Raw genomic sequence first — 13,469 nt, forward strand, 5'->3', positions numbered from 1 at the left:
ACCTCCTAGTGATTTCCGTTGTAAATACGGAACAAATCTTCTTTTGACTTAATCGATGCGGTATCACTGTCCCGTAGTAAAATACTGAGAACAATAGTCTTATCTTGCTTATAACGAATCCTGTCGGTATCACCCAATTCAAGGAATTTTCTTGGATTTTTTTCTATTTCATCCTTAAAATCAGATGAGTACGTTTCTAGTGAAATCCTTGTATTTTTTAGATTATTCTCCTGTAAAAATGATATAAAATCATATAATTCGGATAGTTTTTTATCTGAATCTGCATCTTTTTCAATATCTACAATTTGAATAAAAGGCACAATCTGGTCATTATATTCTTTCAATGCATATGATAATGTTTGCTGTCGCTTATCAATGACTTCCTGCCTTAGTAAATTGTCTTTTACAGAAAATAAAAACTGATACCTCACGTCGTTATTGAAGATTGTTTTGATTTTATTTCGAATAAGTTCATCCGCATCTTTTTCCCACTTGGTTGCCAAGTAGTTTTCTGTAAATTCATTTTCACCCTCAACAGCACTCACACTGAAAATGAGCTCTTCTTCACCAGTTGGGAACATCTCTGCAGTAACCATAGTGGGTCCACCCAAATACTTTGCTCCCTTGGTAATTTCTTTAATTTCAAAGGATCTTTCATATTTCGTCTGCAGATGGTTTTTGAAATTTTTTTCATAGTTTTCAAGCACTTTTTCTTCCTCCTTGCTTCCTGTGCATCCACTTAAGATGAATATTCCAATGAGTAGTAGCACTAATTTCATCTTGCTGATCAGATTTCACCCCCTTTCCGGTTAAACCGCACCTATCGGACGTTTATACTTTCAACTAAATGTTTTTTTATTGGATCAATAAAGAAATCTAAAATTCTTCTCTTGCCGGTCTTGACGTCTACACTGGCAGTCATACCTGGCATAATCAGATATTTCTCTCCGTTCTTTTCTAACTGATTTTTATCTAGCTTTACCAGAACTTTGAAGTAAGGTTCTTTTTTATTATTTTTAAAAGAATCGGGGCTTATATATAAAACCGTGCCATTAATTTGACCGTACTTCTGAAACGGATAAGTATCCATTTTCACAAAAACCTTTTGATTTTTTTCAATAAAGCCGATGTCTTTATTTTGGATTTCTGCTTCAATAATCAGCTCAGTGCCTTTTGGAATGATGCTCATGATTTTTTCATTAGGAGTGATTACGCTGCCAGACGTTAATTGAGCGAGTTCGCTTATGTATCCGTCTACAGGAGAGATAATGGTCGCTAATGCTAGTTCCTTGGTGAACTTAACCTCTTCCTGTGTCAATTGCGATATGAGCCTTTCTTTTTCATTCATTTGGGAAAGCAAATCTTTTTCATATTCTTCTTTTAGATTTTTAACCGTGTTTTTTGCCTCATCAAGTGCGAGTTCTGCCTCTTTAATCATATACTCCTGTTGAATGACTTGATCTTCGCTATTTCGAAGTGCATCTTTTTTAGATTCCCATTCCATCTCTGATATTTCTTCGGCTTCATATTGTTTCTTTTTTTCAGCCTCTTCAATCTTTAATTCATCTAGCCTTTCATCTAGTCTATTCTTGATTTCTCTCGCCCTCTCAAGCTGACTTTCCTTTTGGCTAACCGTAATATTTAGTGCCTGAAGCCGAATATCTTGCTGCTCTTTATTTGATGTTCTCAATTCACTTAGCAGCCGAATGGTTGGATCATCAAGGACCTTTTTATACTCTTCTTCAACTGAAAAGCTTTTCCCGTCGAGTTCTTCCTGAAGCAATTTCATTTCCAATCTAGTAACTGTTAGCTGCCGTATAATGTTGGTTTGATCTGCTTTTGCAGAAGTGTTATCCAGTTGGATTAGAGTCTGTCCTTTTTTGACTTCATCCCCTTCCTTAATAACAAGATCAGTCAGCACTGTTCCAGAATTCAAGGATTTGATTTGTTTAACGTTTCCATTTGGAACTACAGTTCCGCGAGCTGTTGTTACGATATCAATTTTTCCAACATATGACCAAGCCACTAAAAAGATCAAGAGAAGGAAAATAAACCAAATAAAAACTCTCCCCAATGGGGAGGTTGGTTTTTCTTCGATTTCAAGAGCTGGCGGTAAAAATTCGTATTCAATTTTCTTTTTAAACATTCTTAAACACTCCTGTTTTGCATGCTGTGCAGATGATGGTACAGACCCTTATTCTTAAGTAATGTCTCCTGTGTGTTGTATTCAACCAAACTCCCTCTGTCGATGACCATAATCCGATCCGCATCTTTTAAAGTGGAAAGCCTATGAGCTATAATCAGAACCGTTCTTCCATGACAGATTTTCTTTAAATTTTGTTGGATAATTGTTTCTGATTCGTAATCCAGTGCTGATGTTGCTTCATCCAATATCAAAATCTTTGGATTCGCAATCAAGGCTCGTGCTATAGCTATTCTTTGTCTCTGTCCACCTGATAAAGATGTTCCATTTTCACCAATGAGGGTATCATAGCCTTCCGGTAATTCTAAAATGAAGTCATGGGCACCAGCAATCTTCGCAACATTGATAACTTCATTCATTGAAGAACCAGGTTTATTAAGTGAAATATTTTCCCGTATGCTTCCGTTGAACATAAAATTCTCTTGCAACACCACGCCAATCTGTTTACGAAGCCAAGAAGAATCAATAAGGGATGTATCAATCCCGTCTATAAGGATTTTTCCTTGTTCAGGAATGTATAATCTTTGGACTAGTTTAGAAACCGTACTCTTCCCGGACCCACTCCTTCCAACTATCCCTACAACACTTCCTTGCGGTATTCTGAAAGACAAATCTCTTATAACTTCTGCAGACTTACTGTCATATCTAAACGTGACTCTTTTAAAATCGATTGTCCCATTAATGTTAGGCAATTTGGATTTCATGGTTCCTTTTAGATTTTCCTGTTTAGTGTCAAAGATATCACCTATCCGCTTTACGGATATCCCTGTCTGCTGGAAATCCTGCCAAAGCTGTACAAGTCTAAGCACCGGCTCACTCACCCTGCTAGAAAGCATTTGAAATGCAATTAACTGACCAAGGCTTATTTCATTGTTGATAACCTGATGTGCACCGAAGAACAATATGGCGAGATACGTTGTCTTTTGGATAAACTGCGCTACCGCATTGGCATTCCCAGAAATGATTTGCGTCTTATAGCTGGAATAGATATACCGTGACTGAAGGTTGTCCCATTTTTGTTTAAAGTCTTCTTCTATAGAAAAAGTTTTAACGGTTTGGATTCCAGTCACTGTTTCAACTAAGAATGAGTGGGTATCAGCACCTCTGTTAAACTTCTCATCAAGTCTTTTTTTCATTAGAGGCGTAACAATTACTGATAATAAAATTAAGAAAGGCAATGATCCAAGAACTATAAACGTGAGCTTTGGACTGTAGAAAAACAGTAAAAATATGTATACAAATATAAACATTGCATCAAGTATCGACGTTAGAGGCGTACCTGTTAGAAATCTTCTTATATTTTCAATTTCCTTTACTCTGGCGACTGTATCTCCCACACGTCTAACTTCGAAATATCGCAAAGGAAGATCAAGCAGATGCTTAAATAACCGTGAACTGAGAATTACATCGATTTTATTACCGGTATGATTGAATATGTAATTCCGGCTAATGTTGGTAAGAAATTCAAAAAACGCCACAACGATTAAAGCAACAGCCAGCACACTTAACGTGCTGTATCCATTATGAGCGAGAACTTTATCAATTAAGACTTGTACCATTAGAGGCGTGAAAATAGAAAATAAATTCAAAAGCAGCGTTGCTATTATGACTTCAATAAGAGGTGCTTTATATTTAAACAAAAACGGCATAAACCACTTGAATCCAAATTTCTCTTCAGAGGATGAGTTTTCTACGTTATGCTTTTTGAATAAAATAACCTTGCCGTTCCAGAGATCTTCAAAAGTGTCCTGATTTAATGTAATTGTCTTATTCAATGCTGCGTCAAAAACCAAATACTCAAATTCCGACGACTTTGCCATGATATAAAACTTGTCTTCATAACTTTGAAACATAAAAGGAGTAGGTAATTTCTTTACCTTTTTTAACGACAAATTCGCTTCTTTTGCTTTGAGTCCAAGCTGTTTAGCGTTGTAGATTATGTCCGTACTTTTATATTGTCTGTTGTCGATGGGATTGCTTAAATCCGTATTAGAAAAAGGAATTTCAAGTATTCTTAACATAACAATTAAAGCAGCATATCCTGTGTCTATGCTTTTGTTTTTGCTGATTAGTGCCTCCATGGTAGCTTATCTCCTTAAAAACTAATGAAATCTAGTCATTGAGTAATTATATTAAACTAGTATAAACGTAATGGATTTGATGGTAATAATCAACAATTTATTACAAAATAATCTAAAATAACCCTAATTTATACAAAAATATTTTGTATTAAATGTTTTCTTTCTAAAACATAAACCAGGAAAGAAAGCCCTGTTAAACTAAAAAAATTAAACTTACTGGTTAATTTTACATATACAAACAATAACATTACATATGAGTGTTTTAATGAATTATATTAATCTAGATATAAATTGTTAAGAAGCTTGATTTACATAGTGTTAACGTTTACTCAAAGGTTTAATTGAAATCTATGGTAATAAAATAACCAACCCTGAAGGTTGGTTTAACGAGTTTCAACTATATGAATAGAAAATTTTTATAATTGAACTTTCCAGTATTTTTTGAGTTTTATCAATGAAATAAAACACTATCATTATTATTAAGTGGTAATCGAATTTGCTTCTTATAAACTTCAAAAACCTTTGAGCTGCAATATTGGTTTTCTAATCGCTAACCCAATAAATCCATGTTGCTTTAATTCTAAAGGGTTAAGAATAAGTCTATTCAACCTTTTTCTGGCATGAATTTAGGCAAAAGTATGGTAATAGATGTTCCCTTATTCAGTTTACTCTTTATAAATAAATGCCCGCCATTTTGACAAATTCTACATCCGTCACTACTGAATCATTCTAGACCTGAGGAGAATATTGACCCGATTGATTCAATTAGCACAAAAAACTGCTGTTTTAAAAGGTAAGTAACCATTGCTTATGGTATTTTATCTCGTCAAACAATTATTTTTTAGTGAATTCCTGAATTCTCCTATTTTCAAGTTCAGCAACGTAAATATTTCCTTGCACATCCACTGCAATATCATGGGGAATCTTCAGCTGCCCTTCTTGACTTCCCTTGTTCCAAAACGTTCCAGTATAGTTCCCTGTCTGTCCAAAATAATAATCTGACTCGTTAAATTCTCCTTTGCACCGTTTAACGAATCACCGCCGTCCACAACGTATATTTTTCCATCACTTCCGGCTTCTACACCAAACGGCCTGCCGATTTCCGGCGTATTCCAATCGTCGATGTAGCGACCGTTTTTATTGAATACCTGTACACGGGCATTGCTGCGGTCTGCGACATAGATGCTGCCTTCGCTGTCACTGGTGATTCCATGCGGCAAGTTGAATTCTCCCTGATTACTTCCAAGTTTATTTATATAAACTAAATAACTGATAGCGACCAAGAATATTGAACAAATATTTATAATCGTTGTATGCCCTACCTTATTAAATCGATGGTAAATGAGAGTTAGTACAAACAGTAATATTAATTGAAGTACTAATGTTACATAAAAGTACATATGTAGAGAAGATTTAGATCCTACGTATATACCTGTACCCACCAAAAAAAACAATTAATGAAATTCTAGTAGTAATCTTATTCATTCTACTACTATTAAATTCTACTATCTGAGCTAGAAGTAATGCTATTCCTAACACGATAAAACTAATTAAGATATGAAGTAAAAATGCCAACAAAATTTGTTTCCCCTATCTTCTCTAAAGTTTAACCCAATCTTCCATTAAACTGCCCTATAACTGAATAACTAATATTTCCATTTTAACACAATCATACTTCGTTCTGCTTTAATATGTTAAATGAAAAAACACGTCACTTTGGCTGTGAAAATGTGTGAGAATTACTATTCGATTTTCATTTTTCACTTCTGAAGCAAACCCGTTAGGACAAAACTTGTTTTTTAAATTTCTTCAAAGTACATGTAAGAATAAGAAGAACTTGACAGTACTCCTGCGAATAGCGCCACATATGGTGGAGCCATCACGCAAAAAGTGGCAGCACTCCGAGGAGCCATTATTGCTTTCTGCACAAAAAAATCCGAAACTATTCCAGTCCGGATTTTTCTTGTGCTGTCTCACTTTTGCCCAGTCTCTTTTTAGATAATGGAGCAGAAAGTCTATTCTTTTTACGCCTTAACCGTAATCTTCTCAAGCGGCTTCGCATTTCCGTAAACCGGGTAGTCGCGTTTCACAGGTGCGGCCCATTTTGCTGCGTTTACGAGCACTTTTTGTACTTCTTTGTTGTGGTAAGTCGGGTATGTTTCATGTCCCGGACGGAAGTAGAAGATTTTGCCATTTCCTCTTTGGTATGTGCAGCCTGAACGGAAGACTTCTCCGCCTTCAAACCAGCTGACAAATACCAGTTGATCCGGAGCCGGAATGTCGAAGTGCTCGCCGTACATTTCTTCTTTTTCGATTTCGATGTACTCTCCGATGCCTTCTGCAATCGGGTGAGATGGATCAACGACCCACAGGCGCTCTTTGTCATCTGCTTCGCGCCATTTCAGGTCGCACGATGTACCCATAAGCTTTTTGAAGATTTTTGAGAAGTGGCCTGAGTGAAGAACGACAAGCCCCATTCCTTCTAAAACACGCTTTTGTACGCGCTCAACGATTTCATCTGATACTTCATCGTGTGCAAGATGTCCCCACCAGAAAAGAACGTCCGTGCTGTTCAATACGTCTTCTGTTAATCCGTGCTCAGCCTCATCAAGAGTAGCCGTTGAAGCGTCGTAACCGTTTTCTTTCAGGAACCCGGCAATGGCTCCGTGAATGCCTTCCGGATAGATGTCTGCTACAACCGGATTTTTCTGTTCGTGTCTGTTTTCGTTCCAAACTGTGATTTTCATAGTAGTAATCTCCTTATTTTCCTGAGTAGTTTATTAAATCTTTCTTTTTCCAATATACAATAATTTCACTTAATAGAGAAAATTATTTTATAGATCCTTTCATGACTCCGCTTATAATCCATTTTTGTGCAAACACATAAACGATGATCATCGGGACCAGAGCCAGAAGGTAGGATGCAAATGCGAGATTATAATCTGTGCTGAACTGCGACTGGAATATATACTGTACAAGCGGCAGTGTCGCCATGTCGCTGTCGCTCAGGACGACTAGCGGCAGCAGGAAGTCATTCCATGCGCCAAGGCACGTCAGGATTGCAACCGTAGCATTCATTGGCGCAAGCAGAGGGAAAATGACTTTCCAGAACACGCCCCAAGTTGACGCACCGTCCACAATGGCAGCCTCTTCAAGCTCCTTTGGAATCGACCTGATATAGCCTACATAAATAAAGATGTTAAACGATAGATTGTAGACAATGTACAGAATCACAAGTCCAATCAGATTATCCATATTCCACAAGGCAGTCTGCCTTACAATCGGCAGCATGATAATCGGGAAAGGGATAAACATCGCGCTGACAAAATAGTAAAACGTAAATTTATAAAACTTCTTATGCATATTGCGTGCGATCGCATAGGCGACCATGGAGTTTGTAAAAACCGTGAAAATCACGACAAGCACAGTGACAAACACGCTGTTTTTCAATGCATTGAAGAAATTCGTCATTTCAATCGCCTGGGCAAAGTTGGCAAGCGACCAGTTCTGCGGCAGAGCAAGCAGATTGCCGGCAAGCTCCTGCGGGGTTTTAAACGCAATCGTAACCGTCAGATACAGCGGAAACAGGATAAACACGGCACCGAGTATCAATAGGATGGTCACTGGCCAGTTGGTTTTCTTGCTGATCATCCGTTCCCCACCTCTCTTTTTTCAAGAATCTTAAGCTGGAAGATGGAAAAGACGACAATGACGATAAAGTAGATCACGGCATTGGCCGACTGATACGCAAACTCCCCGCCCTGGAATCCGCCTCTGTAAATCAGGAGAGAAATCGATTCCGTCGACTGACCCGGACCTCCGCCCGTAAGCGCGATGATCTGGTCAAACACCATCAGGAAGCCTTTCATGGAAAGGATCATATTGATGGTGAAAAATGGCGCAATCAGCGGAAACGTAATTTTCCAGAACTTCGTCCACATTCCAGCACCGTCAATGCTTGCAGCTTCATACAGGTCTTCTGTAATCGTAACAAGTCCTGCAAGATAAAGAATCGTATTAAACGCGATGGCCTGCCAGACCGCTACAATGACAATGCCGATCCAGGCAAGGTTCGGGTCGCCAAGAATGTTTTTGGACAGGGCTTCAATTCCAAGTCCTCCTGCGATATCAGGAAGAAAGTGTGTAAAAATAAAATTGAAGATAAATCCGACAATCAGAATGCTGAGAATATAAGGCATAAAATACACGGCTCTCAGCGTCTTGCGGAACTTAATTTTTGCATTCAGCCCCATCGCGATCAGAAGACTGAAGAAATTGACAAGAATCGTTGAGATGATCGCAAACTGAAACGTGAAGCCGTATGCGTGAAGCGCCCGTTCATCTTTAAAGACGTTCAAGTAGTTTTTCAGGCCGACAAAATTCCATTCCCCGTAGCCTCTCCAGTCGGTGAAGCTGTAGAAGATGCCCTGCAGCGCAGGATACGTGTGAAAAATAAAGAACAGGAGAACGGCCGGTATTGTCATGATCATAAACACTTTTTCTTTGTTGCCCATCTTGCTTTTCATCTCCAATCCTTTAGGATTCGGGACCCGCTTTTAGCGGTCCTCAACCTTCTCCCATTCTCTGTCCATCTTTTTCAGGAATGCGTCTTTCTTTTTGCTGATTAAAAATTCCTGAAGAATGTTTTCTGCTCCCATTCCGGCAGGATAGTAATGGTCCTGGAAGCTTGTGATATTGTCCTGCTCAAAGTTTTCTTTGATTCCTTCAAACACGGGGTCTTCCTGGTAGACACCTTCAATGGCTGAAAAGGCCTTCTGTTCATCGATGTATTTCTTCGCTGTTTCTTTTTCCAGCATAAACTGCAGGAACTGCTCTGCTTCTTTCTTGTGCTCACTGTCTTTGCTCACAGAAAGCAGGACGTCAACTCCGGAAATCAGCTTGTTTTTCTCGGGATCGTTCGTTACCGGCATCGGGAAGACGCCAAGCTCCATCTCCGGATTTGCTTTTATAATCTCCGGGATGGCCCAGTTTCCCTGGATGTACATGACGCCATCGCCATTTGCGAATGCGTTGTTTCCATCACCGTAAGCAGTGCCGAAGTTATCATCGTGGCCGTATTCGGTAAGAGTCAGCAGTTTATCCGCCACTTCGTCATAGCTTTTGACAAAAGACGTTTTTCCTGAGCTTTTTTGCTGGGCAAATTCTTCACCCGCCAGCACTCCACCCAGTGAGTTAAGGGAAATCATGCCCGTCCACGCATCTTTAAGCGTAAAATAGATCGGAATCTCTCCTGCTTCCTTTGATTTTTCAAGAACGGAGATAAATTCATCCCATGTCTTTGGAACTTCAAGGCCAAGCTCTTCAAATTTTTGTTTGTTATAGATGACCGTGTTTGCATTGGTCGCATATGGAAGTCCGTACACACCGTCTTTTTCAGGTCCGACAAGCCTGTTGATCATCTCAAGGTAGGAAGGCTGAACCGAATCGACCAGGTCAGAATCACTGAAATCCTCAAGCACACCTGCTCGCCCAAGCTCCCCGTAAGTTGCGTTCCCAGCAATCAGCATCACATCCGGAATATCGTTTTTGATCAGCTTTGTGCGCAGGACGGTTTCTGCCTCAGGAGGAGAATCAAATTTAACGTTGATATCCGGATTTTCTGATTCGAATTCTTCAATCAGGCCCTTATATGTATTGATGTTCTCTGACTTATTTGAAAAGAGGGTGAGCGTCGTTTTTCCGTCCTCGCTCTCACCTGGTGAACATCCTGCAAGGATAGATGCGCTGAGCGCCATGCCCGCTGCAAAAATCGTCCATTTCTTTTTCATTCCTATCGCCTCCCCGTTATAACTAATTTGAGTAAACGCATACTCAATCTTCTAAAAAAAGAAACGTAAACGTTTACGTAAAGTGTAAAAAAGAGAAGAAAGCTAGCTCCTCAATTTCAACACGCTGTTTCTCTCAGCAATTGAATGCGGCATGATCCGGCTTTCAATCATTTCATCGCCATCCATCAAATCAAAAATCATTTGAGCCGCTTTTTCCCCCATTTCATAAAATGGCTGGGCAACCGACGTAAGAGGCGGAATCGTCATATCTGCAATCTTCAGGTTGTCATAGCCGATAATGGAAAGATCGTCCGGAACCCGTATGCCAAGCCGGTAGGCGGAAGAAATCGCCCCCACCGCGATATCGTCGCTCGCTGCAAAAACAGCTGTTACATCAGGAAGCTGCTTCTTCAGCAGTTTCAGCCCTTCTGTTCCGTCTGAGAACGTAAACCCTCTCATTCGCGCAATAAAGCTGTCATCAGCGGGAAGCTCGTAATCGCTCATGGCATCCAGGTAACCTTCAATCCTCGGCTTCCCTGCAATCAGGTCCTGATCGTTGCCGCTGATCATTCCGATCCGTTTATGGCCTTGTTTAATCAAGTACTGCACAGCCGCATAGGCCGCGCGCCTGTCATCCACTTTCACATACGGCACGGGATATGCCCGCGATTCTGTAGAGAGGAGCACGAGCGGAATATTCATCTTCTGAATAAACTCGTAGTATTCTTCTTTTAAAATTTCACTTGTAAAAATAATGCCGTCTACGCGTTTCTCATTCAGCAGGTGCAGATATTTCATCGTTTTTAAGCCGTTTGATTCCGTGTGGCAGACAATCACACTCGATCCAAGCTCATGTGCAGTCTTCTCAATGCCGGCCAGCAGCTCTGTAGCAAGCATGCTTGAGAGCGCGGGAAAAAGAACGCCGATGGTTGAGGTTTTTTTGTTGATCAGCCCTCTTGCAATCGCATTTGGATGATAATCAAGCTCCTCAATGGCTTTCAGGACTTTTTTCTTCGTCTGTTCGGAATAGCCCTTCTGATTGTTGAGAATTCTGGATACGGTTGCAATCGAGACATTTGCCTTCTTTGCAACATCCTTTATGGTGTAAGCCATTTCCCACCTTCTCTCCCGCTCTGGCGTGTGAGTAAACGTTTTCGTAAATTGATCGTACCACCAAATGAAAGCATTTTCAATACCTTTTTTGACCAAATAAATAAGAGCCCCCGAAAGGACTCTTATTGCTCCCATAGAAACTGGCCGACTTCCGCGTCTACCTGTTTGTTTTCATGGAGGCCATTATGAGTGGCTTTTTTTGAAACGACAACATGCTCGCGGTACTGGCTCTTTGAAAGATAATCGCCGAAGGCTGTAGCACTTTGAACAGAGACAAGTCCGTCGCCATCTTCTTTTTCACTGATTTTTCCTGCCAGTGAATAAACCTTAGTGCGGGGATCGAAGGCATTTTCCTCTGCATAGAGCTCCTGCAGGGCTTTGGAATCTGCAATCAGATCGTGTTCTTTTTCGTGGTACCGTTTTTCAAACACTTCCCTCTCAATGCCTTTAAACGGCGTTCCGATGGTCACAAGCTTTTCAACTTTCGGAAATTCTTTTTCCTGCTTTGTTTCCTGAATATAATTGACTGAAACAAGGCCCCCCATAGAATGAGCGACAATGTTGACCTTGTCATAACCGTATTCTTCCTTCAGCAGCTTCATGATGTTCCCTAGCTCAACACTCGTATTTTCAAAATCGGCGTCGTTATCCTCGAAGTACACCTGTATCATAGGGCGTTCAGCTTTTGTGATGTTCAGTGGTGTACATGCCGCCGTCCCTTTTTTGGATGTGCAGATATGTGTTTTTTCGCCCCATTCATAGTCTGACTGAAAGCGGTCCAGCATGCCTTCAAATGAATTAATGGTTCCTCTGTATCCGTGTATAAAGACAGTGGGCGTCTGTTCTTCGCTCGCCCGGGTCGGCTCGTCCGGACCCAGCGCCTGGATGATAAGGATCGTTGAAAGAATGGCTGCTGCTGCAAATAAAGCGATATTTTTTTTTGAAGTCATAAAAAGTCCTTTCTTAACCTTGCTGTAAGGTTAAAATATACCCCAGGCTTCATGCGCATAAACTGGAAGGTTCATCCTGACGCCAACCACTATCTTTTGCTTCTTTCGCCTGTTTTAGGCGATAATAAAAGAAAGATTTGAAAGAGGAAGGTATTTGCTATGAAAAAACGGACTGCAGCTTTGCTGATTATGGCTTTTATGATTTTGTCTGCCTGCAACCGCCCGCAGATGAATAATGAAGAATACAGCATGCAGAGCATTTATAATGGAACATGGGTCGACAGAGTAAAAGTAAAGGATGAGGGGAATTTTCTGATTGTGAACTTCCCTGAAGATGAAGGCCAGCTTGCTGAACTGACTCTCGGTTTAAAATCGAAGGACCGCAAAATTCTCAAGGAGCACAAAACAAAAACGACCATCCGCGGCAATGGCGATGGCCCGTTTACGATTGAAGATCCTGCTCTGGACAAACCTGTCGAAGGGACCATTTCCCTCCGCGGCGACGAAATCGTCGTCAGCATCAGCGGCCTGAATGAAAAACAGGAAAAAGAACTTGGCCTTCATAATGGCACAAGACTTTACAGTAAAGTTGAGTATGAGCTGAAATAAAAAATCCTGGCTGTAAGATGCCTGCAAAAAAAGACGAGGCAGGGACAGAGAAACATTAAAGGGTGAATTTGAGTTCAACTCAAATTCACCCTTTTTCATGCATGCTTTTCATACATTATAATCAGCACCCGCTGCCCAGATAACATAAGTAACCGGCTCGTTCGTAGGGTATATTCAACCGTCGGTGCCCAGATAGCATACGAAACTGGCTGATTCGTACGGTATAATCAGCCACCGCTACTCAAATAGCATAAGAAACAGACTGATTCGTATGGTATAATCAGCCACCGCTACTCAAATAGCATAAGAAACGACTGATTCGTACGGTATAATCAGCCACCGCTACTCAAATAGCATAAGAAACTGGCTGATTCGTACGGTATAATCAGCCACCGCTACTCAAATAGCATAAGAAACCGACTGATTCGTACGGTATAATCAGCCACCGCTACTCAAATAGCATAAGAAACCGACTGATTCGTACGGTATAATCAGCCGCCAGTGTCCAGATAGCATACGATGCAAGTGCGTCTTGGGATATAACCTCTGCGCAAATATTTTGTCCCATCCTCGTTTTTTTGATAGGCAATCATTCAATACCCGTTCCCTTACGCTCCAGTCACTTGCTTTCCGCGGGGAGGGCCTGGAGCCTCCTCGCTGCGCTTGCGGGATCTTCAGGGCCCTCTTCATCCCGTAGAAAAGCGGAAGCGCTCGTTTTGCTCCG

At 40.6% G+C, this 13,469-nt stretch carries 11 protein-coding genes; 1 reads left to right on the forward strand and 10 read right to left on the reverse strand.

Annotated features, from left to right (window positions below; genetic code table 11):
* Positions 1–5 precede the first annotated feature (5 nt).
* The 10 genes from MHB63_05165 to MHB63_05210 form a co-directional block, all read right to left on the reverse strand.
* Entirely contained in the window at positions 6–707 is a 702-nt protein-coding gene (locus tag MHB63_05165) for a hypothetical protein (GenBank protein ID MEK3805985.1), read from the reverse strand.
* A 113-nt stretch (positions 708–820) separates the two neighbouring features.
* Positions 821–2,146: an HlyD family type I secretion periplasmic adaptor subunit gene (locus MHB63_05170; GenBank protein ID MEK3805986.1), complete on the reverse strand. Its 1,326-nt coding sequence runs from the start codon at positions 2,144–2,146 to the stop codon at positions 821–823.
* A 2-nt stretch (positions 2,147–2,148) separates the two neighbouring features.
* Complete coding sequence (locus MHB63_05175; protein ID MEK3805987.1) at positions 2,149–4,284, reverse strand: type I secretion system permease/ATPase; 2,136 nt, start codon at positions 4,282–4,284, stop codon at positions 2,149–2,151.
* Positions 4,285–5,210: 926 nt separating this feature from the next.
* The gene (locus tag MHB63_05180) at positions 5,211–5,504 is read right to left on the reverse strand and encodes a hypothetical protein (GenBank protein MEK3805988.1); all 294 of its coding nucleotides are present in this window, start codon (positions 5,502–5,504) and stop codon (positions 5,211–5,213) included.
* A gap of 804 nt (positions 5,505–6,308) precedes the next feature.
* Positions 6,309–7,031 (reverse strand): ThuA domain-containing protein, encoded by a 723-nt coding sequence (locus MHB63_05185; GenBank protein ID MEK3805989.1) that lies wholly within the window; start codon positions 7,029–7,031, stop codon positions 6,309–6,311.
* Between the two features lie 82 nt (positions 7,032–7,113).
* The gene (locus MHB63_05190; GenBank protein ID MEK3805990.1) at positions 7,114–7,935 is read right to left on the reverse strand and encodes a carbohydrate ABC transporter permease; all 822 of its coding nucleotides are present in this window, start codon (positions 7,933–7,935) and stop codon (positions 7,114–7,116) included.
* Entirely contained in the window at positions 7,932–8,798 is an 867-nt protein-coding gene (locus tag MHB63_05195) for a sugar ABC transporter permease (protein ID MEK3805991.1), read from the reverse strand. Before MHB63_05195 ends, MHB63_05190 begins: the two co-directional genes overlap by 4 nt.
* A gap of 42 nt (positions 8,799–8,840) precedes the next feature.
* A complete protein-coding gene (locus MHB63_05200; GenBank protein MEK3805992.1) occupies positions 8,841–10,073 on the reverse strand; it encodes an extracellular solute-binding protein in 1,233 nt (410 codons plus the stop codon).
* A gap of 102 nt (positions 10,074–10,175) precedes the next feature.
* Positions 10,176–11,186, reverse strand: coding sequence for a substrate-binding domain-containing protein (locus MHB63_05205; GenBank protein MEK3805993.1), 1,011 nt, complete (start codon positions 11,184–11,186; stop codon positions 10,176–10,178).
* 122 nt (positions 11,187–11,308) lie between these two features.
* Positions 11,309–12,136 (reverse strand): alpha/beta fold hydrolase, encoded by an 828-nt coding sequence (locus tag MHB63_05210; GenBank protein MEK3805994.1) that lies wholly within the window; start codon positions 12,134–12,136, stop codon positions 11,309–11,311.
* A gap of 159 nt (positions 12,137–12,295) precedes the next feature.
* Here MHB63_05210 and MHB63_05215 point away from each other — a divergent pair, with 159 nt between their 5' ends.
* Positions 12,296–12,745 carry a hypothetical protein gene (locus MHB63_05215; GenBank protein ID MEK3805995.1) on the forward strand — a complete coding sequence of 150 codons (450 nt, stop codon included), beginning with the start codon at positions 12,296–12,298 and terminating at the stop codon, positions 12,743–12,745.
* Positions 12,746–13,469: the final 724 nt, after the last annotated feature.

It is taken from the genome of Bacillus sp. FSL H8-0547 (assembly GCA_038002745.1).
Taxonomy (GTDB): Bacteria; Bacillota; Bacilli; order Bacillales; family Bacillaceae; genus Bacillus_P.

Excerpts from the sequence above, each read along its gene's own strand:
- MHB63_05200 (MEK3805992.1), bottom strand. The coding sequence starts at position 10,073 with ATGAAAAAGAAATGGACGATTTTTGCAGCGGGCATGGCGCTCAGCGCA.
- MHB63_05175 (MEK3805987.1), bottom strand. The coding sequence starts at position 4,284 with ATGGAGGCACTAATCAGCAAAAACAAAAGCATAGACACAGGATATGCT.
- MHB63_05185 (MEK3805989.1), bottom strand. The coding sequence starts at position 7,031 with ATGAAAATCACAGTTTGGAACGAAAACAGACACGAACAGAAAAATCCG.
- MHB63_05210 (MEK3805994.1), bottom strand. The coding sequence starts at position 12,136 with ATGACTTCAAAAAAAAATATCGCTTTATTTGCAGCAGCAGCCATTCTT.
- MHB63_05190 (MEK3805990.1), bottom strand. The coding sequence starts at position 7,935 with ATGATCAGCAAGAAAACCAACTGGCCAGTGACCATCCTATTGATACTC.
- MHB63_05195 (MEK3805991.1), bottom strand. The coding sequence starts at position 8,798 with ATGGGCAACAAAGAAAAAGTGTTTATGATCATGACAATACCGGCCGTT.
- MHB63_05205 (MEK3805993.1), bottom strand. The coding sequence starts at position 11,186 with ATGGCTTACACCATAAAGGATGTTGCAAAGAAGGCAAATGTCTCGATT.
- MHB63_05170 (MEK3805986.1), bottom strand. The coding sequence starts at position 2,146 with ATGTTTAAAAAGAAAATTGAATACGAATTTTTACCGCCAGCTCTTGAA.
- MHB63_05215 (MEK3805995.1), top strand. The coding sequence starts at position 12,296 with ATGAAAAAACGGACTGCAGCTTTGCTGATTATGGCTTTTATGATTTTG.